The sequence below is a fragment of the Porticoccus litoralis genome, assembly GCF_030676955.1.
GTDB classification, from domain to species: domain Bacteria; phylum Pseudomonadota; class Gammaproteobacteria; order Pseudomonadales; family Porticoccaceae; genus Porticoccus; species Porticoccus litoralis.
On record NZ_JAUUUU010000004.1, the window covers coordinates 79664 to 101798 of the forward strand.

The 22135-nt window shown below is 50.5% G+C and carries 19 protein-coding genes and 1 pseudogene; 17 read left to right on the top strand and 3 right to left on the bottom strand.

All coding sequences use genetic code 11. The features are described from left to right. Nucleotides 1-192: 192 nt before the first annotated feature. The 17 genes and pseudogenes from Q8A57_RS08605 to Q8A57_RS08685 all read left to right on the top strand — a co-directional run bounded on the left by Q8A57_RS08605 (nt 193) and on the right by Q8A57_RS08685 (nt 19389). A complete protein-coding gene (locus Q8A57_RS08605) occupies nt 193-1515 on the top strand; it encodes a UDP-glucose dehydrogenase family protein (protein WP_305170640.1) in 1323 nt (440 codons plus the stop codon). Between the two features lie 39 nt (nt 1516-1554). Further along, nucleotides 1555-3189 (top strand): cytidylyltransferase domain-containing protein, encoded by a 1635-nt coding sequence (locus Q8A57_RS08610; protein WP_305170641.1) that lies wholly within the window; start codon nt 1555-1557, stop codon nt 3187-3189. Further along, nucleotides 3186-4244: an N-acetylneuraminate synthase family protein gene (locus tag Q8A57_RS08615; RefSeq protein WP_305170642.1), complete on the top strand. Its 1059-nt coding sequence runs from the start codon at nt 3186-3188 to the stop codon at nt 4242-4244. Before Q8A57_RS08610 ends, Q8A57_RS08615 begins: the two co-directional genes overlap by 4 nt. Continuing rightward, complete coding sequence (locus Q8A57_RS08620; RefSeq protein ID WP_305170643.1) at nt 4241-5389, top strand: polysaccharide pyruvyl transferase family protein; 1149 nt, start codon at nt 4241-4243, stop codon at nt 5387-5389. The genes Q8A57_RS08615 and Q8A57_RS08620 overlap by 4 nt, the downstream gene beginning before the upstream one ends. A gap of 368 nt (nt 5390-5757) precedes the next feature. After that, nucleotides 5758-6054: pseudogene (locus Q8A57_RS08625) on the top strand (CatB-related O-acetyltransferase); the annotation flags it as partial. Beyond that, entirely contained in the window at nt 6051-7301 is a 1251-nt protein-coding gene (locus Q8A57_RS08630) for an oligosaccharide flippase family protein (protein WP_305170644.1), read from the top strand. The pseudogene Q8A57_RS08625 and the gene Q8A57_RS08630, both read left to right, overlap by 4 nt. Nucleotides 7302-7386: 85 nt before the next feature. After that, nucleotides 7387-8790, top strand: coding sequence for a hypothetical protein (locus tag Q8A57_RS08635; RefSeq protein ID WP_305170645.1), 1404 nt, complete (start codon nt 7387-7389; stop codon nt 8788-8790). Further along, on the top strand, nt 8787-10055 hold the full coding sequence (locus Q8A57_RS08640) for a hypothetical protein (RefSeq protein ID WP_305170646.1): 1269 nt from the start codon (nt 8787-8789) through the stop codon (nt 10053-10055). The genes Q8A57_RS08635 and Q8A57_RS08640 overlap by 4 nt, the downstream gene beginning before the upstream one ends. Further along, nucleotides 10049-10741, top strand: a complete 693-nt coding sequence (locus tag Q8A57_RS08645) for an acyltransferase (protein WP_305170647.1) — start codon at nt 10049-10051, stop codon at nt 10739-10741. The genes Q8A57_RS08640 and Q8A57_RS08645 overlap by 7 nt, the downstream gene beginning before the upstream one ends. A gap of 8 nt (nt 10742-10749) precedes the next feature. Then, nucleotides 10750-11889, top strand: a complete 1140-nt coding sequence (locus Q8A57_RS08650) for a glycosyltransferase family 4 protein (protein ID WP_305170648.1) — start codon at nt 10750-10752, stop codon at nt 11887-11889. Next, a complete protein-coding gene (locus Q8A57_RS08655; protein ID WP_305170649.1) occupies nt 11886-12992 on the top strand; it encodes a DUF1972 domain-containing protein in 1107 nt (368 codons plus the stop codon). The genes Q8A57_RS08650 and Q8A57_RS08655 overlap by 4 nt, the downstream gene beginning before the upstream one ends. 11 nt (nt 12993-13003) lie before the next feature. After that, complete coding sequence (gene rfbB / locus Q8A57_RS08660) at nt 13004-14089, top strand: dTDP-glucose 4,6-dehydratase (protein WP_305170650.1); 1086 nt, start codon at nt 13004-13006, stop codon at nt 14087-14089. 23 nt (nt 14090-14112) lie between these two features. Continuing rightward, the gene (rfbA, locus tag Q8A57_RS08665) at nt 14113-14994 is read left to right on the top strand and encodes a glucose-1-phosphate thymidylyltransferase RfbA (RefSeq protein ID WP_305170651.1); all 882 of its coding nucleotides are present in this window, start codon (nt 14113-14115) and stop codon (nt 14992-14994) included. Further along, the gene (gene rfbC, locus Q8A57_RS08670; RefSeq protein ID WP_305170652.1) at nt 14991-15533 is read left to right on the top strand and encodes a dTDP-4-dehydrorhamnose 3,5-epimerase; all 543 of its coding nucleotides are present in this window, start codon (nt 14991-14993) and stop codon (nt 15531-15533) included. The genes rfbA and rfbC overlap by 4 nt, the downstream gene beginning before the upstream one ends. Continuing rightward, nucleotides 15530-16399: a dTDP-4-dehydrorhamnose reductase gene (gene rfbD, locus Q8A57_RS08675; RefSeq protein ID WP_305170653.1), complete on the top strand. Its 870-nt coding sequence runs from the start codon at nt 15530-15532 to the stop codon at nt 16397-16399. Before rfbC ends, rfbD begins: the two co-directional genes overlap by 4 nt. Nucleotides 16400-16539: 140 nt before the next feature. Then, nucleotides 16540-17961, top strand: a complete 1422-nt coding sequence (locus Q8A57_RS08680; RefSeq protein WP_305170654.1) for a mannose-1-phosphate guanylyltransferase/mannose-6-phosphate isomerase — start codon at nt 16540-16542, stop codon at nt 17959-17961. Nucleotides 17962-18036: 75 nt separating this feature from the next. Next, entirely contained in the window at nt 18037-19389 is a 1353-nt protein-coding gene (locus tag Q8A57_RS08685; protein ID WP_305170655.1) for an MFS transporter, read from the top strand. A gap of 91 nt (nt 19390-19480) precedes the next feature. Here the strand turns inward: Q8A57_RS08685 and ssb are convergent, their stop codons facing one another. From ssb to Q8A57_RS08700, 3 genes are all read right to left on the bottom strand, one after another. Then, nucleotides 19481-19945 (bottom strand): single-stranded DNA-binding protein, encoded by a 465-nt coding sequence (gene ssb, locus Q8A57_RS08690; protein ID WP_305170656.1) that lies wholly within the window; start codon nt 19943-19945, stop codon nt 19481-19483. 71 nt (nt 19946-20016) lie between these two features. Then, on the bottom strand, nt 20017-20652 hold the full coding sequence (locus tag Q8A57_RS08695) for a glutathione S-transferase family protein (RefSeq protein WP_305170657.1): 636 nt from the start codon (nt 20650-20652) through the stop codon (nt 20017-20019). A gap of 106 nt (nt 20653-20758) precedes the next feature. Beyond that, on the bottom strand, nt 20759-22132 hold the full coding sequence (locus Q8A57_RS08700) for an undecaprenyl-phosphate glucose phosphotransferase (RefSeq protein ID WP_305170659.1): 1374 nt from the start codon (nt 22130-22132) through the stop codon (nt 20759-20761). Nucleotides 22133-22135: the final 3 nt, after the last annotated feature.

The window sequence follows — 22135 nt, forward strand, 5'->3', positions numbered from 1 at the left end:
AGGTGACCCAGACGCTGCTGGGGTATTGCGTGGGCAGAATCACCAGGCCGATAACTACGAAGAGATCAGCCGGAAGTTTATGGTTAGGCTGCTGATACTTGATATCAAGTCGAGAGGTAAATCAACTAAGGTAGTGAAAAAGCTAGCAGCAATCATTGCGCTCAATATATTGTTGAATAATAAGGGGTTTTCATGAGGGTCACTGTCTTTGGTATCGGCTACGTAGGGTTGGTGCAGGGTGCCGTATTGGCAGAAGTGGGTCACGATGTGGTTTGTGTGGATGTAGTCGCTGGCAAGGTTGAACAACTCAAGCAAGGTATCAGCCCCATTTATGAGCCAGGTCTTGAAAACTTAGTGAAGGAAAACTACAAGGCCGGCCGTTTGAATTTCACCACTGATGTTGCAGAAGCTGTGAGGCACGGAGATGTGCAGTTCATTGCGGTAGGTACTCCACCTGACGAGGATGGTTCCGCTGATCTGAAGTATGTACTTGCTGTGGCAGAGTCGATTGCCCGAAACATGGAGCGAGATCAGATAATTATCGATAAATCCACCGTCCCTGTAGGCACCGCGGATAAGGTCGCTTTGCACGTGGCCAGTGTGCTGGCCGAACGCGGTCGCGCAGATCTTACTTTCGATGTGGTCTCTAATCCCGAGTTCCTCAAGGAAGGTTCTGCCGTTGCCGATTGCATGCGCCCAGACCGTATTGTCATTGGCACCAGCAGCAAAGTTAGTGAAGATGTGGTGAGAGAACTATATGCGCCATTCAATCGCAATCATGAGAAAATTATTGTTATGGATGTGCGGAGTGCTGAACTGACGAAGTACGCGGCCAACTGTATGCTAGCTACCAAGATCAGTTTCATGAATGAGATGGCGAACATGGCAGAGCGACTAGGGGCTGATATCGAGATGGTTCGTCAGGGTATCGGCTCTGACCCTCGTATCGGTTACCACTTTATTTATGCTGGGGCAGGTTACGGAGGCTCCTGTTTTCCCAAGGACGTCCAGGCTTTGATCCAGGCGGCCGAAGGTATAGGCTTTGATGCTACCCTGCTGAAGGCGGTTGAGATACGCAATGATCACCAGAAGCGGATGTTATTCGACAAGATTTCGGCACATTTTTTTGGCGAGCTTGCAGGTAAAACCTTCGCTCTCTGGGGGCTGAGTTTTAAGCCCAATACCGATGATATGCGTGAGGCACCCAGCCGCGTATTGATGGAGGCGCTCTGGGAAGCAGGTGCTCGCGTTCAGGCATTTGATCCGGAGGCTATGGAGGAGGCCCGGCGTATCTATGCTGATCGCCACGAGCTAAGCCTTTGCAACACAAAGGAGGCTGCTCTAGAGGGTGCGGATGCCCTTATCATTGTTACTGAGTGGCAGTTATTTAAAGCGCCCGATTTTGAGTTCATCAAGAGTCAGATGAGAGCGCCAGTAATATTCGATGGCCGAAATCTATTTGATCCCGTGCGAATGAGTAAGAAAGGGATTCGCTATTACTCCATAGGCCGTTGAGCTTTCCTTCGTTGACGGCAGCACTAGTTTAGGTCTGTAATGAAACCGAACATTCTGATTATCATTCCAGCCCGCGGTGGCTCTAAGGGGATACCTCGGAAAAATCTGCGTGCCTTGGCTGGCAAGCCCCTGATTTACTACAGCATCCAGACAGCGCTTGGCTCTAAGTTCCAGCCGGACGTCTACGTATCCACTGACGATGGTGAAATTGCTGCTATATCGGAAAAAATTGGTGCGAAGATTATCAACCGGGATGCATCCAAGTCGCAGGATCACACCACCCTGGACCCGGTGATTTTTGACGGTTACCAGCAGGCGCGGGAGAAGGAGGGGAAGGACTACGACCTTATCGTCACTCTGCAGCCTACCTCTCCGTTGCTCAAGAGTACCTCGCTTGATATGGCGCTGGAGCGACTGATTGAAGAGCCAACTATTGACACTATCATCTCCGCCCGCGATGACACTCACCTCACTTGGAAGCGAGAGAAGGGGCGTTATGTTCCCAACTATACAAAGCGTGTCAATCGCCAGTATATGGAGCCGGTGTTCAAGGAAACTGGCGGCTTTCTCATCACCCGCGGCTCAGTCATCTCGGAAAACAATCGTATAGGCCCGCACGTGGAGTTGTACCTGTTGCATGGTGGCGAAGACATTGATATCGATACCTACGAAGATTGGAGTCTTTGTGAATTCTACCTCAAGCGCAAAAAGATCCTATTCGTCGTCTCCGGTTACCAGCAGATCGGTCTCGGTCATGTCTACAATACCTTATTGGTCGCCAACGACATCCTTAATCATCAGATTGAATTCCTAGTGGATGACCAGAGTCAGCTCGCCTTTGACAAGATTGCCTCCAAGAACTACGTGGTGCACATGCAGGTGCGGGAAAACATAGTCGATGACATCCTTCAGCTTACGCCTGATGTGGTGATCAATGATTGTCTGGATACTAGTGAAAGTTACATGGCGGCGCTCAAGCAGGTTGGTATTCGGACTATCAACTTTGAGGATTTGGGGCCAGGTGCACGCTTAGCAGATCTGGTAATTAATGCGATCTACCCTGAGCGTGAAGTCTTGCCCCAGCATTACTTCGGCCAAGAGTATTTTATTCTGCGCGACGAATTTATTCTTACTTCGCTCAATCAACCAGCGGAGCATGTGCGTAGGGTATTGTTGACCTTTGGTGGGGTCGACCCTAACAACTACACCTGTAAAGTGATCGAAGCTATCCACCCATATTGCTGCGAGCGTGGCATAGAGATTTTTGTGGTGGCGGGTTTTGGTTATACCCAGTACGAGACCCTCGAGACTTATAAGGATATCAAAGTATTCTGTAACAGTATGACCATCGCCGAGCATATGAATGGTGCAGATATCATCTTTACTTCTGCCGGGCGCACCACCTATGAAGTGGCTTCACTGCAGGTGCCGTCGATAGTTTTGGCACAGAATGAGCGGGAGCTGACCCACTTCTTCGCCTCGGCCGAATACGGATTTCTCAACCTTGGTTTAGGGACTTCCGTTTCCAGACAGGAAATCCTCCAGGCTTTCGTCGGCCTAGTGGAAAACTATCAGTCCCGTCAATACATGAGCGGCCTCATGGCCAAGTCTGACCTGGCCAGTGGCCGTAAGAGGACACTCAAATTGGTCAATGATATTTTGGAGCAGGAATGAACATTCTCCAGTTGTTTAACTCGACCGACCCGCACGCAGCCAAACTCTATCACCCTTACGTCATCGCTGAGGCCGGCGTCAATCATGAAGGCTCTATGGAGATCGCCCAAAGGCTGGTCGATGAGGCCAAGGAAGGTGGTGCCGATGCCATCAAGTTCCAGACTTACAAGGCTGACACACTGGCGTCCAAGCATTCGCCAGCCTACTGGGACACCAGTAAGGAACCAACCCGGTCCCAACATGAGCTGTTTTCCAGGCACGACAAGTTCTGGAAAACCGAGATGGTCGCCCTGAAGGAGTACTGCGATAAGGTCGGCATCGAGTTCATGAGCACGCCCTTCGATATCGAGTCGGCGACCTTTCTCAGCGACCTGATGAATGTGTACAAGATCTCCTCGTCGGATATCACCAACAAGCCGTTCATCCAGTTCATGTGTGGTTTCAACAAGCCGATCATTCTCTCCACTGGTGCTAGTCACCTCTGGGAAATCCAGGAAGCCGTCGGGTGGATCGAACATTTTGGTAACCCACTGGCCTTGCTGCACTGTGTGCTGAACTATCCGACTGCGGATGAAAATGCCAACCTCGGTATGCTTCTAGGCCTGAAGCGCGCCTTTCCGGATAAGTTCATTGGCTATTCTGACCACACCCTGCCCAACGACATGAAGGTCTGCGAAATGGCCACTCTATTGGGCAGCGTCATCATTGAGAAGCACTTCACCCACGACAAGACTTTGCCGGGGAACGACCACTACCATGCCATGGACATGGAAGACCTGAAGGCCTTCCGTAGAAATCTGGAGCGGACCTTCAGTATTCTCGGCAATTTCAAGGTTGAAGCTCTGAGTGAAGAAGAACCGGCCCGTCGTAACGCACGCCGCAGTCTGGTTGCCACCCATGATATTCCCGTCGGCAAGCTGATCGAGCTGGCTGATTTGACCTTCAAGCGCCCCGCGCATGGCATCAGTCCGCGTTCCATAGACGAGCTGGTCGGCAAAACTGCCCTACAGGCGATCCCCGAAGATACAGTGTTGCAGTGGGGAATGTTTGAGTGAAAGATTACTATGTCATTCTGACGGGCAGTAAAAATAATGCCGGCGATTTCTTGATCAAATACCGCGCGAAAAAACTGTTTGCCGCCCTCAGGCCTGACCGGGAGATTGTCGATCTTGACGCATGGAAACCCTTCGATGCAGCCACTCTGGAATTGGTCAACAATGCCAAGGCCTTGATCCTTATGGGTGGCCCCTCATTACAGTCCCATATGCACCCGGGCATTTACGCGTTGACTGCCAATCTTGACGATATCAAAGTGCCTATCACCACTATGGGTATCGGTTGGAAGTCTATCAGCGGCAACTGGCAGGACAGCTACGATTACCCCTTGTCCGCCAGCACCCTGAAACTGTTGAAAAAGGCAGCAGGCTCCGGTCTACCGTTTAGCGTGCGAGACTTTCATACTCTTAATACCTTAGCCTTCAAGGGCTTCGACAATGTTTTAATGACCGGCTGCCCGGCCTATTACGATCTGGATTTCATCGGCAAGGAATTCAAGCTGCCCGAGAAGCTGCGCAAGGTGGCGTTCTCGCTGGGCGTTTCCTTTATCGAAAGCGCTTCGATGGAGCGGGAAATGAAGTCGCAGATATTGCGGCTCAGGGAGTATTTCAAAGAAGCTGAGTTCGAGGTGGTTTTCCACCATGCCCTTGATTCAAACACCTTCCTTAAAAGCCATGGTGCCAAACAGGTGCATAACAGTAAGCATAATGAGTTTGCACAGTGGTTGAAGGGGGAGGGCATTGCCTATGTGGATATATCTGGTAGTGCAGAGAGTTTGGTGGACTATTACTCATCTGTAGACCTACATGTTGGTTATCGAGTTCATGCACATATCTTTATGAACTCGATTTCGCGTATGTCCGTGCTAATCGCGGAAGATGGTCGTGGAAAGGCTGTCGAAAAGGTGATCGGTGGTATGGTAGTAGAGGGTTTTCACCATTATCGTAATGATATTCTGAGCAAGGTCTGTAAAAAGATCTTTTCCGGATATAACCGATATGTCGCTAATAAACGAGTAGCGGATGACGTTGTTGCTCAAATGCGATACGAGTTGTACTCAAAAGGACACAGGATGAATGTGTCGCGTACGATGATGGATTCAAATTTCTCCGTTATGAAAAACTATTTAGAGAGACTGCCATGATCTTTCTCGACAAATTGAGGAATTTGAAGCGGTTTGCCGAGCAACGGAAGTACCGGAAGTATAATATCCTTGCAGCGCATGTATCCATCGCACCAGGCGCGGTCTTGAGCGGTGCCGTACTGAATGCGTATTCTCGTATCGCGCTTGGGGCAAGTGTTCAGGATAGTTTGGTAGGGGACTACTCGGCTATTGGCCGTTACACAAAAGTAGCCAAGGCGGAAATAGGGAAGTTCTGTGCCATATCTTGGGATTGTACGATTAATGCGATCAGTCATTCTCATGAAAATCTGACAATCAGTGCTTTTCCTTATGTTCCCTATGTGGGTGGGTTTGTCGACAAACGCAGTCAGACCTACAAAAAGGTTCTAATCGGGAATGATGTCTGGATTGGTGCGAATTCTGTAATCATGCCGGGCGTCACCATTGGAGATGGCGCTGTAATCGGTGCTGGTGCCGTAGTCACCAAGGATGTCCCTGCTTATGCCATTGTCGTGGGTGTGCCTGCAAAGATTGCCAAATACCGCTTCTCTGATGAGGTCATCAGAAAATTGCTTGAGATCAAGTGGTGGGACTTGGACCGGGACGTCATCAAAAAGAATATCCACTTGTTTCAAGGAACTCTGGATGAGCTAAAGCTTACGGAGTTGGCGAGTATACAGAAGTGATTCGTAACGCCTTTACCTATCTAGGGTCGAGTATTGTTAACAAGGCTGCCCCTTTTCTTTTGTTGCCGTTCTTAACTAGATTCCTCGGGCCGGCAGAGTTCGGGGCGCTTTCAATTTTTCTAGTCATTAACGGACTATTTTTTGCCGTTATTGGTATGGGTATCCATACCAACATATCGAAGAATTTCTTTGCTTCATCACGAAGTGAGTTGGCAGTTCTCATTGGCAATATGCTATTTGTGCTTGGAGCAGGCTCGCTCTTGATATTGTTGTTGTGCTTGGGGGTCGCTCTCACAACTGAGCAGTTCTTATCGATTCCTGCTGAATTATGGTTAGTCTTTCCAATCCTGAGTTTCATGATGATGGTTAATACCATTAATTTGACGCTTCTGCGGAATGAAGGAAAAGCCTATGTTTATGCGGGTTTCGAGGTTAGTAACACTTCTTTGAGTGTCGCGGTAACTGTGATTTTGCTCGCAGGGTTTAATTTTGGTTGGTACTCTCAGGTTGTCGGATTACTTGTAGCGAATACTGTTTTTTTTGTTGTGGCACTCTTATCCATCTGGCGAAGAGGCTATCTGAAATTTTCAGTTCGTAAAGGCGTTATCCAATCTATTCTTCAGCTTTCCTTGCCATTGATTCCACACGCTCTGGGCGGTGTGGTTATTGCCGTCAGCGATCGGATTTTTATTGAACGCATGGTCGGACTAGAGGCCGTGGCTCTATATTCGATTGGCTACAGCTTCGGCATGATTGTTGGCTTGTTTATAGATGCCTTCGTCAAGGCTTGGACACCTTGGTTTTTCAAAGTCCTTCAGGTTCCGGTGGATAAGGTCAAACGAGATGTCGTTCGCTATACCTATGGATATTTTGCGGGTGTTTTTGTTCTGGCGGGAGTGATCGCCTTGGTGTCCGTGATTATTCTTCCTTACGTGGTTCACAAGTCTTTTTCTGGAGCGGTGGATTATATATTTTGGATATCCATGGGGTGTGCTGTTCAGGGAGTTTACAAGATTTTTTTCCCTTACCTTGTGTATATAAATGAGACATCTTTCTTGGCAGTTAGCACAGTATTGTCTGCCATTATCAACTTAATTTTGAATTATGTTTTTATCCAGTATTTCGGGGCCATAGGTGCGGCGTACTCGACGTTGTTCTCATATGCGTTGAGTGCGGTGTTGGTTTTCCATTACCAAAGTCGCCGCTTCCCTATGCCCTGGGCTTTCTGGAAGGCGATAAGGCCGTGATGGTAGTGCCGGGCTTTCATTTAGTTCGCCGATGTGCTTTTGGAAGCAGTTCGCTCCTTTTTCAGGGAACAGGTTCTTCTGTGTCATGAATGTAGATCAAATGGATGTGGCGGCGCTTTGCCAGTGTATTTGGGAAGTCGAGTATAAGTATGATCTGCTTGATTTCAATGTGGGTGGAGTCAAGGTCTGGCAATACATGCGGATGCCAATTTACTACTATGTTGCCGAGCAGGCTGGTCTGTTCTTGGCGCCGCATGTACAAAAAAACACTACTATTTCCAAGCTGGCCAAAATCTGCAAGTATTTGTTCGGCGCGCTCTTCCACAACCCCTTTCTCCGTCGCGGTCCAGTAGAGCAGGTAGTTATTGAGCACCCACGCAGTATGAAACTGGCAGGAGAAGAAGTTGATATCTACAGCCATTTCTACGTTCGGGAACTCAAACGCAAAGGCATTCCTTATTTGTCCCTGGATCGTGCCGACCTAAGTTCTAGTCATCGCAAGGCTTACGACTCGGAGCGCAGCTTCATCGATATTTTCCCAGTGCTGGTGAAACTAATTGGACTGTTCAGTCGCCCCTGTCTTACAGAGCAGCAACGAGCTACGCTTCAAGCGGTCAGCGAGCGACTTTCCCGGCAGGTCGGCGTTTCACTTGATCTGGAAGCACTTCTGGCTTCTGCAGTGCCCAAGTTCAAGATTAACAAACGTCTTTATCAAGCCTTGTTCAAACGCCTGAAACCTAAACGACTGGTGGTGGTGGTGAGCTATGCCTATGGTGATGCTATATGTGCGGCCAAGGAGCTAGGCATCGAGACGCTAGAAATCCAGCATGGCACTTTCAGCCGCTACCACCTGGGGTATAGCTACCCAGACACAAAGAGTGGTCTCGACTACTTCCCTGATGCCTTCATGGCTTGGGGCAGTTTTTGGCGTGACATGGGTGTGCTGCCTCTGCCTTCTGAGGCTATTCAGGTGGTCGGTTTTCCTTATTTCATCGGCCTTAAGGACCGCTATGCGCATATCAAAAAAAACGACAAGCGGGTGGTGGTGCTGTCTCAGGGCGCGCTTGGCGCCAAGATTGCCGAACAGGTGTATGCTCTACGCGACGTTTTGAGCGACTACGACATCATTTACAAACTGCATCCGGGCGAGTTTGCTCGGTGGCAAGACTACGAACCGTTGTGCAAGTTGGCGGAGCAACCCAATGTCCGTATTGCCAAGGAGGACAATCTGTATGAGTTGCTGGCGGGAGCAGGCTACCAGATTGGGGTCTTCTCAACGGCAGTTTACGAAGGAATAGGTTTTGGTTGCCGAACCCTGCTGCTTGATCTGCCAGGCGTGGAATATATGACCGACTTGGTGGAGCAGGGCCTCGCTTCAATGGTTCGCAATGAGGATGACCTGCTTAAAGCTTTGGGCGAGGCCGGAGATCCGGAGGCCAGCTTTGATCCTGGGGCGGTTTTCGGGTGTGATGCGAGTGTGCGGCCATGACCAAGTCGAAAATTGGCGGGCCAGCACTAGTGGGATTCTATTACCTATTCTTTGCCTTCATTGTCGCGTCGATGGTCTGGGTGGATGGTAATACTGCGTTTTATGTCTCTATTGTACCCTTCTTAGTGACGGCGGCTTTTTTGGTCGTGATTTGCTTTGGTTCAAGACGGGCTATCAATATCCGGTTCTTATTAATCTGTATGGTTCTAGTACCGTTATTGTTCGTTGGGCCGTTGGAGAGGCACACCCTATACATCCGACTATTTGCACTGGAGTTTCTACTACTGTTCTTCCTGTTTACGGAGTTTGAGGTTTCATTGGCAGCCTTTTCCCGTTGTCTTAACTTGAGTTACGTTATGTATTTTGCCCTTTCCTTCATGGACTGGCTTGGCTTTCTGCCTCTGGTCAGCGAAGACAGCAAGAACAGCTTCTTTATCTCGCTTGGTGGTTTCACCATCGAGACACTCTACGGTATTGGTGGTAGCACCGCTGACATCGATTCATACAGTGGCTTGGTGTTGATCTGGAATCTATTCGTCAACCGCGGTGGGCGCTATCGTCTAGTCATGATCGGATTAAGTGCCATGGCCATGCTATTGACCTTCCGCTTCACACCGGTTGTCGCCCTATTTGTCGCATGCTTCAGTTATCTGTTCGTCAGGAATCGGCTGTTGGCCATGTTGGCGTTAATTATGCCTGCGCTCGGCTTCATTGCTGTGTTGACTATTCTACACTTCAACCCTTCAGCCCAACCTCCATTGATGCCCACCGGCACCAGTTGGTATAGCTTGTTGTGGGATGCCACCCACGCGCGAAGTTCGATCTGGGTGGGGCAGGTGCATTATTATCTGACCGAGTTTCGCCTGGGAGATTTTTTTCTTGGGCCGATGGATGAGCGCATGACAGTCGATTTTATCGACGACGATGGCCGTGTGCATAAGGATAGCTATAATCCTCATAATACATACTTGGCCTTGCTATTCCGCTCGACGATACTGTTCGCGATTATCTATGCGTTATTTCTGTGGGCCATGTCTAGAAGGGCGCGACATAATACCTTTCCTGTTATTTTCTTTATCTCCATTGTTGCTTATACCAATGCCAGTATCATGGGCTTGCAGAATCCGGCCTTCCTGCTGGTGACGATGTTCCTGTTGATGGCAGTGCCACGAGGCCACTTCCGGGAGCACTTTAGACATGACTTTGGCGGCAAAGCGCACGAACTGCGTACCGGGTCCGGCATCCAAGGACAGGCCTTATGTTGAAAGTTTTTTTTGAGCGGATCATCCGCTCGTATAAGAACCCCGGGTTCCGGTTCGATCCCGACATTTCCTCGGTGATGCTGTGTTCTTTCGTCTGCAAGATGTTGATTGAGTGGCTCAGGGGGCTGCGTTTAGTATTGTTCCTCAAGTTACCACGCTTTCTCTTTCTCGGACGTGGTGTTTCTTTTAGCCACCTGAGCCGTATTGAGCTTGGAAAGTGGGTGGTGCTCGGCGACTTCGTTACACTGAGTGGCTTGGGGCGGGGTAAGTTGACCCTCGGCGATGGTTGTCGGATTGGCTCTTTCAGTCGGGTAGTGGTTTCCACAACTTTGAACAACCTAGGCGAGCACATTCATCTTGGGCATCACGTGGCGATTGGCGACTACTCATCGCTGGGTGGTTCAGGTGGGTTGGATATTGGCGCTAATACCATCACTGGGCAGTATTTCAGCGTGCATCCAGAGAATCATAGATTCGACGACCCTGAACGCCCTATTCGTCAGCAGGGTACTCAGCGCAAACCTGTGCGGATCGGTGAGAACTGCTGGTTGGGAGCGAAGGTCACTGTGTTGGCAGGAGTAACCATTGGCAATAACTGTGTGATAGGAGCGGGCAGTCTGGTGACCAAGGATATCCCGAATAATTCGATAGCAGTCGGTAACCCCGCTCGGGTTATCAGGAGTTTGTAGTAGGGCGCATGCGGGATAGAGAATCGACCATTTTATGCCTGCATCAGGCTGCGGAACTCTATGGTTCCGATCGCAGTTTCTTGTCGGCAGTACAGGCGCTAGCTGAAGGAGGCGGGGATCTGGATGTGATATTGCCAGAAGAGGGGGAGCTGGCTGATGAACTGAGGGCGATCCCGGGACTCGGTTTGTCCTTCTTCGGCAAAGGAATTTTGCGTAAGCGAGAGTTGCAGTACCCCTTTGCCTTCATTTGGCACCTGCTACAGGGGGTATTGTTTTATATACGGACGTTCAGCACCTATCGGACTGTCTACGTCAATACGGTTGTGATGTTTTCTGCCCTGGTTGCTGCCTGTTTTTATCGCTTTTCGAGTCGGCGTATCATCTGTCATGTTCGAGAAATTCCGGGGCGCCGGCAGCTGCTGGTTTTCCGCCTGTTGCTAAGGCTTTCCGGCGTGGAGCTGATCTATAATTCCGAGGCAACGCGTAAGGCCTTTGGCCTGGTGGGGCAGGTGATATACAACGGCGTACGCCCAGCTGAGCAGCTTTCGTCTGCTGGGCATTCGATGACTGTGGATGACCCGCTCAGGCTGCTACTAATTGGCCGTATCAACCAGTGGAAGGGCCAGGACTTTTTCGTCGAGGCCCTGGGCGCTCTTTCCTCCGAGCAGGTCCAGCGCATGAGCGTCCGGATCGTTGGTAGCCCATTTGAAGGTTACGAATACCTGCTCGATACTTTGACCGCTCGCATCTCGGCATTGGGGTTGGATGCCACCATTGAGGTGGTGCCTTTTTGCTCGGACCCTTCCCCCCACTACCAGTGGGCTGATTATGTGGTGGTGCCCTCAACCCAGCCAGAACCATTTGGACGTGTTGCTATCGAGGCATTTGCATTTGGCAAGCCGGTGATAGCGGCTGCCCATGGCGGGTTGTTGGAGATAGTAGAGCCGGGACGATCCGGCCTGTTGTTCAGTGCAGCCAGTACCCATGAGCTAGTCCAAGCTATGGTCGAAGCTCTCGAGATGTCGGCCGATGGTTATGCTGAACTGAGCCAGAACGCTTTGCAGCGTTTCGAAAGTATGTTTTCCCTAGCCGGTTACAAGGCTAACATTCGTGCCTTTTTCTTTGGCGAACTTCAGGCTTCCACATGAAAACCTTATTCATCCTGGGCACCCGGGGAATTCCGGCGCAACATGGTGGTTTTGAAACCTTTGCTGAAAAGCTGGCACTCTATCTGACCAGTAAAGGCTGGGCTGTAACAGTCTACTGTCAGCATGATGACGGCCGGAATCTGCATGAAAGCACCTGGCAAGGGATTCGCTTAGTTTATATACCGGTACATCAAAAAGGAGCTCTTGCGACCATCGTCTTTGATTTCAAGGCAGTGTTACATGCGTTGTCGGAGAAAGGCATATTCCTCACACTTGGTTACAACACGGCTGTTTTTAATCTCCTACAGCGAATCAAGGGACAGACAAATATCTTCAATATGGATGGCATTGAGTGGCGACGAAAAAAATGGGGACCTTTGGCCAAAACATGGTTTTGGCTGAATGAGCGAATTGGCTGTTGGGTAGGGAATCACCTCGTTGCAGACCATCCCAGAATTAAAGACCATCTGGCGACACGGGTATCTGCCGACAAGATAAGCACGATTGCTTACGGTGCCGATCAGGTATCCTCTGCCGATCCAGCATTACTCAAACCCTACGGTATTGAGCCATACGGGTTTTCTGTGGTTATTGCCAGGCCAGAACCCGAGAATTCTTTTCTTGAAATGGTGGCGGCATTCAGTCGTGAACCGAGAAACCATAAGCTGCTGGTGCTGGGCAAATTTGACCCGGAGAATAATGGTTATCACCGCGAGGTCATTGAAGCAGCAGGTCCCGAGGTTCTTTTTCCGGGAGCTATTTATGATGCTCCCGTGGTTCAGGCATTACGTTTTTTCTGTCGTTTTTATCTTCATGGTCACAGTGTGGGCGGGACCAATCCTTCCCTGGTTGAGGCCCTTGGTGCAGGGTGCGCAGTAATTGCGCACAAAAACCAGTTCAATCGTTGGGTGGCGGGCCCTGATATGTTGTATTTCTCTGATGAGGATGAGTGTGCAGTGTTGTTCGACACAGTACTGGGGGACGATGTTCTCGTAGAGAAACTGAAAGAATCGAGCATTGAGCGTTTTCAGAGGCACTTTAGGTGGGAGAAAATTTTGGGAGAATATGAGTCGCTGCTGACACAATGGTATCCGAACAGGTAGTAGGAAAGTTTATGTCTGAGCGTATTCTTATCACGGGAGGTGCGGGGTTCATAGGCTCTGCAGTTGTTCGCCACCTCATCGGGCAGACCCCACATGAGGTGGCCGTTCTCGATAAGCTGACCTATGCCGGCAATCTGGAGTCACTGTCTTCGGCAGTTGACTCGCCACGTTATCGTTTCTATCAAATGGATATCTGCGATGTGTCCGCGCTGGAGAAGGCATTTGCCGAGTTCCGACCGACGGCGGCGATGCACCTGGCAGCGGAATCCCATGTGGACCGTTCCATCGATGGCCCGGCGGATTTTATCCAGACAAATATCGTTGGCACTTACACGCTACTGGAAGCATCGCGCCGTTATTGGAGTGGGTTGCCGGAAGATGAGGCCTCAGCGTTTCGTTTCCACCATATTTCCACCGACGAAGTCTATGGCGATCTGGAAGGCACAGATGCCCTGTTTACTGAAACTACGCCCTATGCCCCTAGTTCTCCCTATTCAGCTTCCAAGGCCAGTTCGGACCATTTGGTTCGCGCCTGGCACCGCACATACGGTCTGCCTGTACTGGTGACCAATTGTTCGAATAACTACGGGCCGTACCATTTTCCGGAAAAGTTGATTCCGCATATGATCCTCAATGCCCTTTCAGGTAAGTCCATGCCTGTCTATGGGGATGGTTCACAGGTTCGAGATTGGTTGTATGTGGAAGATCACGCCCGAGCTCTGGTTGAGGTGGTCACACGCGGTAGAGTAGGTGAAACCTATAATATTGGGGGGCACATCGAGAAACGTAATATTGATGTCGTTGAGCTTTTGTGCGGGTTACTGGAGGAGCTTGCCCCGGCCAAACCTGCAGGGGTGGACGCTTACCGCAACTTGATAACCTTCGTTAAGGATCGCCCGGGTCACGATCGCCGATATGCTATTGATGCCACTAAAATTGAGCGGGAACTGGGGTGGTTTCCTCAGGAAACGTTTGAGAGTGGCCTTCGAAAGACGGTGACATGGTATCTTGAAAATCGTGGTTGGTGGGAGCGAGTCCTCTCGGGTGAATATCGGCTGGCTCGGCTTGGCCATGCCGAGGAAAATGAAAGTTACTAACAAGCAGGTAGCGAAGGAAATAGATGAAGAAATACAAGGGCATTATCCTCGCTGGAGGTGCGGGCACACGCCTGCACCCCATCACATTGGGCGTCTCAAAACAGTTGCTCCCGGTGTATGACAAACCCATGATCTATTACCCGCTGTCAGTATTGATGCTGGCCGGGATCAGGGACGTACTGGTGATTTCGACACCTACCGATCTGCCAGGTTTTCGCAGCCTGCTGGGAGATGGCAGTCAATTTGGTCTTAATCTTGATTATGCCGAGCAACCGTCGCCAGATGGCCTGGCGCAATCTTTCCTGATTGCTGCAGAGTTTATCGGTAAGGACAACGTTTGCCTGGTTTTAGGCGACAATATTTTTTACGGCCAGCATTTTACGGACAAACTGCGGGCGGCAGTCAGCCGTGAATCGGGAGCCACTGTGTTTGGCTACCATGTAACCGATCCCGAACGCTTTGGGGTGGTGGAATTCGATGATGATGGCCGAGCGGTCAGTATTGAGGAAAAGCCCGCAGCCCCGAAGTCCAGTTATGCCGTGACGGGGTTATATTTCTATGACAATGACGTCATCGATATCGCGCGCAAGGTAACACCATCTGCTCGGGGCGAACTGGAAATAACCGATGTTAACCTCGCTTATCTGAATCGTGGAGATTTGGTTGTATCCCAATTGGGACGTGGCTTTGCCTGGCTGGATACAGGTACCCACGACTCCCTGCTGGAGGCCAGTCAGTTCGTACAGACAGTCGAGCACCGCCAAGGGCTGAAAATTGCCTGTCCTGAAGAGATAGCTTACCGCCAGGGGTGGATTGATAGAGAGCAACTTTCCAGCCAAGCTCATTCTTTGGGAAAAACTGGATACGGCCAATATCTTCAGCGAGTTGTAGAGGGTTATCGGTGAAGGTTTTCCAGACAGGAATAAAGGATTGTGTCGTTATCGAGCCCAGCGTGTTTGGGGATCAACGTGGTTTTTTTCTTGAGACCTTTCAGGCCTCCCGCTATGCAGAATTGGCCAATATCAACTTGCCTTTCGTTCAGGACAACCATTCCCGGTCCACAAGGGGGGTTTTACGAGGGCTTCATTTTCAGGTCCGTCGCCCACAGGGAAAACTGGTGCGTGTTGTCAGGGGTGAGGTTTTTGATGTCGCAGTCGACTTGCGGCGTGATTCTCCCACTTTTGGTCTTTGGCACGGTGTTATCTTGAATGAGGAAAACAAGCGCCAGTTCTGGGTGCCGCCGGGTTTTGCCCATGGTTTCCTGGTACTGAGTGAGCTTGCTGATTTCGAATATAAATGTACCGATTACTATGCTCCTGATGATGAGGGAGTAATTCTCTGGAATGATCCGGATCTTGCCATTGACTGGCCGGGTGGTCTTGAGATCCAGCTCTCTGACAAGGATGCCTCTGCATCCGGTTTCAAAGAATTCTGCCAGTCATGAAGTTTCTGATCACAGGTGCCAATGGGCAATTGGGTCGTTGCCTGGCTGATCGGTTGAGTCATTCCGATCATACCTTTGTGGCTTTGACGAAAAGCGATCTGGACATCACTGATGAAAAGGCCGTTGAAGAGCTGGTGGTTGAGTGTCGGCCGGATGTTATTGTTAATACTGCGGCATTTACGTCTGTAGACAGGGCTGAAAGTGAGCCCGAGCTGGCTCGCTGTATTAACGGTGAGGCGGTAAGCTACCTTGTGAAGGCCGCGAACAAAGTGGGTGCGCTATTGATACAGGTTTCTACCGATTATGTATTCGATGGAGCGTCGCCAAAGCCGTATGTTGAATCGGACGCAGTCAATCCGCTTGGGGTCTATGGCCAGACCAAGCTGCTTGGAGAAGAGTATGCGGCTCGGGCTGATCGCTTTTTGATTGTCCGCACTGCCTGGGTTTTCAGCGAATATGGCCATAATTTTGTTAAAACCATGTTGAAGCTTGGCAGGGAAAGAAAAGAGCTCTCAATAGTGTCGGATCAATACGGTTCGCCAACCTATGCGGGGGATCTGGCCGCCAACCTTATCAGAATGTCTGAAGCACAATTACCATCGGGTATTTATCACTTTTCAGGCGGTAAAAGTTGTAGTTGGTTTGAATTTGCTAAAGCTATCTTTGATGTTGTTAAAGCTTATGTTCCCGGCTACCCGGTTCCCGGCATGTTGCCAATTTCTACCGAACAATATCCAACACCGGCCAAGCGCCCCCTCTTCTCGGTTTTATCGGACAGGAAACTGAAGACGGCTTTGGGTACGAATGTAACCGACTGGTCGGCGGCGCTACCTGCCGTAATAGCAAAGCTCATTGACGTAACATGATGTTGTGAGATTTTCCCCCCGCGTGCTGTCTGTTGCCATAATCGGTACGGTGTTTGTGTGGCTAGTTATTTTTTGGCAGCAGCACAGCCGGTATGATTGTAACCATCCTGGCAAATCCATAGCTGATCGGAGAGAGGCTTATGTCGATAATCCCCGTTGTAATGGCCGGAGGTTCCGGTACCCGCTTGTGGCCACTGTCCCGCCAGCTCTACCCTAAGCAATTTTTACCGTTATTGGGAGACCGGACGATGCTGCAGGAAACCTGCGCCCGTATGGAGGGGATGGACTGTGAGCCGCCGCTTTTGATCTGCGGTGAAGACCACCGCTTTACGGTCGCGGAGCAGCTACGCTTGGCTGGACAGGCAGGGGGGAAAATCCTCCTGGAGCCGGAGGGGAGAAACACTGCTCCGGCTGTGGCGCTGGCTGCTTGCTACGCCTTGGATAATTCCCTAGAAGGGGATGATCCGGTGTTGCTAGTGTTGGCGGCAGACCACGCAATTGGGGACGCAGTATCATTTCGCCGGTCTGTTGCGGCTGCTATCACGTTTGCTCGTCAGGGAAAGCTGGTCACCTTTGGGATTGTCCCTGACTCTCCCGAAACGGGATATGGTTACATCAAGTGTGGGGCTCAGTTTGCCGGTGGTCCTGCCTTGGAAGTGGCAGAATTTGTCGAAAAGCCCTCTATGAAGGTGGCGGAATCCTATCTGGCACAGGGGGGTTACTTGTGGAACAGCGGTATGTTTCTTTTCCGTGCCGACCGCTACCTGGAAGAGCTGGCCAATCACCGCCCGGATATCCTTGCAGTTTGTCGGGAGGCTATGGCCAAGGCCCAAGAGGATGAGGACTTTGTCAGGCCAAACAAGGCGTTATTCCTCAACTGCCCGGAAGACTCCATTGACTACGCGGTAATGGAAAAGACACCGTCGGCAGTGGTTGTGCCTATGGATTGTGGGTGGAGTGACGTGGGTTCGTGGTCAGCATTGTGGGATGTGTCAGACAAAGACGAGCAAGGCAACACCCTTAAAGGCGATGTTATGGCACTGGATACCCATAACTCCTATGTGCAGGCGGACCGGAAGCTAATTGCCACCCTCGGACTGCGAGATATGGTTGTCGTAGAAAGCGACGACGCACTTATGGTTGCGGACAAATCGCGAGTTCAAGAGGTTAAGGCCATTGTGGCCAGCCTTCGTGAACAGCGGCGTAGTGAGGCGGATGTTCACCGGAAGGTTTTCCGTCCGTGGGGCTTCTACGATTCTATTGAGAATGGTCCCCGATTCCAGGTAAAGAGAATTGTCGTGAAGCCAGGCGGTAGACTGTCTTTGCAGATGCACCATCATCGTGCTGAACACTGGATTGTGGTCAGTGGTACTGCTCTGGTGACCAAGGGCAAGGAAAAATTTCTTCTGTCTGAAAATGAGTCAACGTTCATTCCCATCGGCGAGACTCACCGCCTGGAGAACCCGGGAGCAATTCCCCTGGAAATGATAGAGGTGCAGTCGGGTTCGTACCTGGGGGAGGATGACATTGTCAGGTTTGAAGATATTTATGATCGACAGTAAATGATCTTCGCCCCCTACTGCTTAACGTCCTGGCCCATTATAATGCGGCCTTTCTGACGCACAGCCGTAACTCCCATGAACCCATTGGAACGTAAAAGCCTAGTTGGTTTGGCCTCTCTCTATGCCTTCCGCATGATCGGCCTGTTTATGCTCCTGCCTGTGCTGGCATTGTATGCGGGCCAGTATTCAGGAAGTTCTGCGTTCCTTGTGGGTCTGGCACTGGGTGTATACGGTCTTACTCAGGGAGTGTTCCAGATCCCCTTGGGGTTTCTCTCCGACCGGATTGGCCGCAAGCCTGTCATTGTGGGCGGTATGCTGATGTTCCTCGCTGGAAGCTTGCTGGCAGCCATGACGGATTCCATGTGGGGTCTGATCGCCGGGCGGGCGATGCAAGGTGCGGGGGCCGTGGCCAGTACCATTATGGCGTTGCTGTCTGACCTCACCACTGAACAAAACCGCACCAAGGCCATGGCGGCAGTTGGCGGCAGCATTGGCATCTCTTTTGCTGTTTCCATGATTTTGGGACCCGTGCTGGCGAATCAGTGGGGTTTGTCCGGATTGTTCTGGATTGCTGCGGCACTTTCAGTGATTGGTATAGCAGTATTAATTTTGTTCATCCCTACACCCAGCACACATGTTCACAATGCTGAGGCCGAAGCGGTCCCTAATATGTTCGGGCAGCTACTTCGGGACGGCGAACTGTTGAGGCTTAATCTCGGCATCGGCGTGCTACATTTTGCCCAGATGGCGAGCTGGGTTGCTGTACCTGTTCTTCTTGAGCAGAGCTTGCACTTTCCCCGAAGTGACCACTGGATGATTTATCTGGGGGCGATGGGTTTGTCATTCCTCTGTATGCTTCCATTTATTATCCTTGCCGAGACACGGCGCAAGATGAAGCCTGTATTTATTGCTGCGGTGTTGGTTCTTGGTATTGGTGAGCTATTGCTTGGTTCCGGAATAACCCACAGATGGGTATTTATCTTTGGCCTGTTTGTCTTCTTTATGGGCTTTAACTTGCTGGAAGCGACATTGCCGTCGTTGGTAAGCAAGTCTGCACCGGCCGGAGGTCGGGGGACTGCGATGGGCATCTATTCCACCAGTCAGTTCCTGGGTGCTTTCCTGGGTGGTGTGACGGGGGGTTATATTGCCCACCAGTATGGGTACGAACAGGTGTTTTGGTTGGCGGCAGGGCTCATTCTGCTGTGGTTGATTGTGGCGCTGACCATGAAGAAGCCCCGTCACTTAAAAAGCCTTGTGGTTTCCCTGCAGCCGGGAGAGCATATTGTGGCATCAGATTTTGTTGGCAAAGTGCCGGGTGTTTTTGATGTGGTTATTATCCCTGAACACCGGTTGGCATATTTCAAAATAGACCGTGATCTCTTTAGCAACGAGCCGATGGAAGCTATTCTGGGCCGCCCTTTGGATTGATCCATTTAGTCTGTGGCTATCAGATTAAACTGCAAAAAAAGCCTCTGTTAACAGAGGCTTTTTTATTCAATTTGACAGGATTCTCTTTCCGCTAAAACGGAATATCGTCGTCAAAACTATCAAAGCCCGGATCAGGCATGCTGTTGCTTGCGGGAGCCTTGTTTTGCGATGGGCTCTGCTGTGAAGTCGACGGCATGTCGTCATACCCGGAGGTGCCTCCGCGGCTATCCAGCATCTGCATTTCACTGGCGACGATTTCTGTCGTGTATCGATCCTGACCATCCTGCCCTTGCCATTTGCGGGTGCGAAGGGAGCCTTCAATATAGACTTTGCTACCTTTTTTCAGGTATTCCGCAGCGATCTCTGCGAGACGGTTAAAGAAAACGACTCTGTGCCACTCTGTGCGTTCCTGTTGCTGTCCTGTCTGTTTGTCCTTCCAGGACTCACTGGTTGCCAGGGTAAGGTTAGTCACGGCGCCACCACTGGGTAGATAGCGAGTTTCCGGGTCTTTGCCCAAATTGCCAATCAGAATTACCTTGTTGATACCCCGGGCCATGCCTTGCTCCAATCTATAAAATCAAGTGCGGAGTGTACCTTGGAAACCTTTTGCTGTCATGGCGGTGGTCACTAGGAATTTGCCTTGATGCTAGGGCGCTCTGATACTCGCTGGTGCCAGTTTAGCAAGTGCTCGCAAGTTGCCGGTACGGTCATGCCTGTCCAGGTGGCAAAGTCCACGGTGACAACAGCTGTGATATCAGCGACCGAGAAATAACCCTTCACAAAATAGTCTTTACCCTTAAGGTGTTGGTCGATGTCCTGGTAAAAGTTGGTTATCCGCTGCTTTCCTCGTTCTACCAGGGCCGGTATCTTGTCGTAGTTGTGGGGACCAATGAGTGCGCGTCCTTCAAACCAGTCAGATCCGTTTCGAAACAGGTCCGCAACAGCTTGAAAGCCATTGGTAAAACAGATGTTATTCCACATCTCTACCAGGCCAATCTCCAGTGCATTTCGCCCAAACAGAGGGGGTTCAGGATACTCAGCTTCCAGATAACGGCAGATGGCATTTGTCTGGGAGATACAGTTGCCATCATCAAGTTCCAGAACGGGAACATCACAATTCGGACTTTTACATCGGAAGTCCTCTGCGAATTGCTCACCTTTCATCAGGTTTATCTGGGTACGAGGGAAATCAAGACCTTTCTCCGACAGGAAGATGCTAAGGCGTCGGGGATTGGGAACACCGGGATAGTCGAATAGTTTCACGGTCAGGGCTCCTGATGGCGATGGAATATTCATTATTCATGACATCCCTGGTTAATGCACTGTCTTATTTGGCATGGTCAGGAGGTCAAAATTTTCCAGTAATTGGCTAAAAGGCGTTTTTGTGGAATATGCCTTTAAACATGGTCAGGAAAATGATTTTCAGGTCCAGCCAGAGGGACCAGTTATTGATGTATTCAAGGTCACATTCCACCCGCTTTTCCATCTTGTCCAGCGTGTCTGTGAGTCCCCGATAACCTCTGATCTGTGCCAGCCCGGTAATGCCGGGTTTCACTTTGTGTCGCCACATATAAGATTCAACCAGGTCCTTGTAATACTCATTATGGGATAAGGCATGTGGCCTAGGGCCGACAATGGACATGCGGCCCTGTAACACATTTATAAACTGCGGCAACTCATCGAGACTTGTGCGGCGTAGAAAAGCCCCCAGCCTGGTGACACGGGGATCGCCCGGCTGCGCCTGGGTAACGGCCCCCTTGGACTCTTCATGGACCTCCATGGAGCGGAATTTATAGACTTTAAAGCGGCGGCCATCACGGCCGTGGCGGTACTGTTTGAAGAGGATAGGTCCGGGCGAAGCCAACTTCATCGCGAGAGCGATGAGCAGGCAGACGGGGGCGATCAACAGGCAGATAAAGGTTCCGATAAACAGGTCTTCCAGCCGTTTGATGACACGGTTGAAACCACTCAGGGGTGTGCAACTGATATCGATAGCGTAGTGTCCAACAATGTTTGACACCTTATGGTTAAGAAGCTGGATATCTTCAAAATCAGGAAAAAAACGGATATCCAGTGTTGAGTGACGCAACTCGTAGACAATGTCCTTGATAAAACTGCCCATGCTCAATGGCATGTCCAACCAGATTTCATTCGCTGGTCGTTGATTGAGCTCTGCTATCAAGCGACCACTTTGGGTCCACTGTTCTATTTCTTTTGCTGAAATACAACCAGCAATTTGAAACCCGGAAAGCTGTAGTTCCTCAGACTTAAAGTTGGTTTCTGACAGTTGGCTGGAAGGAGAGATAATCAAGACTCGACACAGGTTTTTACCCTGGCGTCGAAGACTTCTCAGGTAAACATAGTGGCCGCTACGATAGCCTACCCCGCCCAACCAGACCAGCAGCATGGCGTAGGCTATCCACAAGCGAGAAAAGGCTTCTGAGGTTTTGGTGAAGACCAGGAAAATAGCCATTATGGCCATGGCCATAATCAGTCCGATGCTGTAGCGCTTGATTATTGGAAGTAAATTTCGACCACGCCAGGAATCGTAAACGCCAGTCATGGTTAGGGACAATACAAGCAATACGCCAGCGCCAGCTGTCAGTATCTGGTAATGGGTGCTCAGCCCGGTTTCGGAAAAACGGAGGTAATTGGCCAGATTACTGGCAAGAATAACAATGACAAAATCGATCAGAGCGATGGCAGGCGCAAAGATAGGTTTTTGAACCGGTGTTACTGCCATTTA

Coding starts and splice junctions, on each gene's coding strand:
- Q8A57_RS08605 (WP_305170640.1), top strand. CDS start 193: ATGAGGGTCACTGTCTTTGGTATCGGCTACGTAGGGTTGGTGCAGGGT.
- Q8A57_RS08610 (WP_305170641.1), top strand. CDS start 1,555: ATGAAACCGAACATTCTGATTATCATTCCAGCCCGCGGTGGCTCTAAG.
- Q8A57_RS08615 (WP_305170642.1), top strand. CDS start 3,186: ATGAACATTCTCCAGTTGTTTAACTCGACCGACCCGCACGCAGCCAAA.
- Q8A57_RS08635 (WP_305170645.1), top strand. CDS start 7,387: ATGAATGTAGATCAAATGGATGTGGCGGCGCTTTGCCAGTGTATTTGG.
- Q8A57_RS08640 (WP_305170646.1), top strand. CDS start 8,787: ATGACCAAGTCGAAAATTGGCGGGCCAGCACTAGTGGGATTCTATTAC.
- Q8A57_RS08645 (WP_305170647.1), top strand. CDS start 10,049: ATGTTGAAAGTTTTTTTTGAGCGGATCATCCGCTCGTATAAGAACCCC.
- Q8A57_RS08650 (WP_305170648.1), top strand. CDS start 10,750: ATGCGGGATAGAGAATCGACCATTTTATGCCTGCATCAGGCTGCGGAA.
- Q8A57_RS08655 (WP_305170649.1), top strand. CDS start 11,886: ATGAAAACCTTATTCATCCTGGGCACCCGGGGAATTCCGGCGCAACAT.
- rfbB (WP_305170650.1), top strand. CDS start 13,004: ATGTCTGAGCGTATTCTTATCACGGGAGGTGCGGGGTTCATAGGCTCT.
- rfbA (WP_305170651.1), top strand. CDS start 14,113: ATGAAGAAATACAAGGGCATTATCCTCGCTGGAGGTGCGGGCACACGC.
- rfbD (WP_305170653.1), top strand. CDS start 15,530: ATGAAGTTTCTGATCACAGGTGCCAATGGGCAATTGGGTCGTTGCCTG.
- Q8A57_RS08680 (WP_305170654.1), top strand. CDS start 16,540: ATGTCGATAATCCCCGTTGTAATGGCCGGAGGTTCCGGTACCCGCTTG.
- Q8A57_RS08685 (WP_305170655.1), top strand. CDS start 18,037: ATGAACCCATTGGAACGTAAAAGCCTAGTTGGTTTGGCCTCTCTCTAT.
- ssb (WP_305170656.1), bottom strand. CDS start 19,945: ATGGCCCGGGGTATCAACAAGGTAATTCTGATTGGCAATTTGGGCAAA.
- Q8A57_RS08700 (WP_305170659.1), bottom strand. CDS start 22,132: ATGGCAGTAACACCGGTTCAAAAACCTATCTTTGCGCCTGCCATCGCT.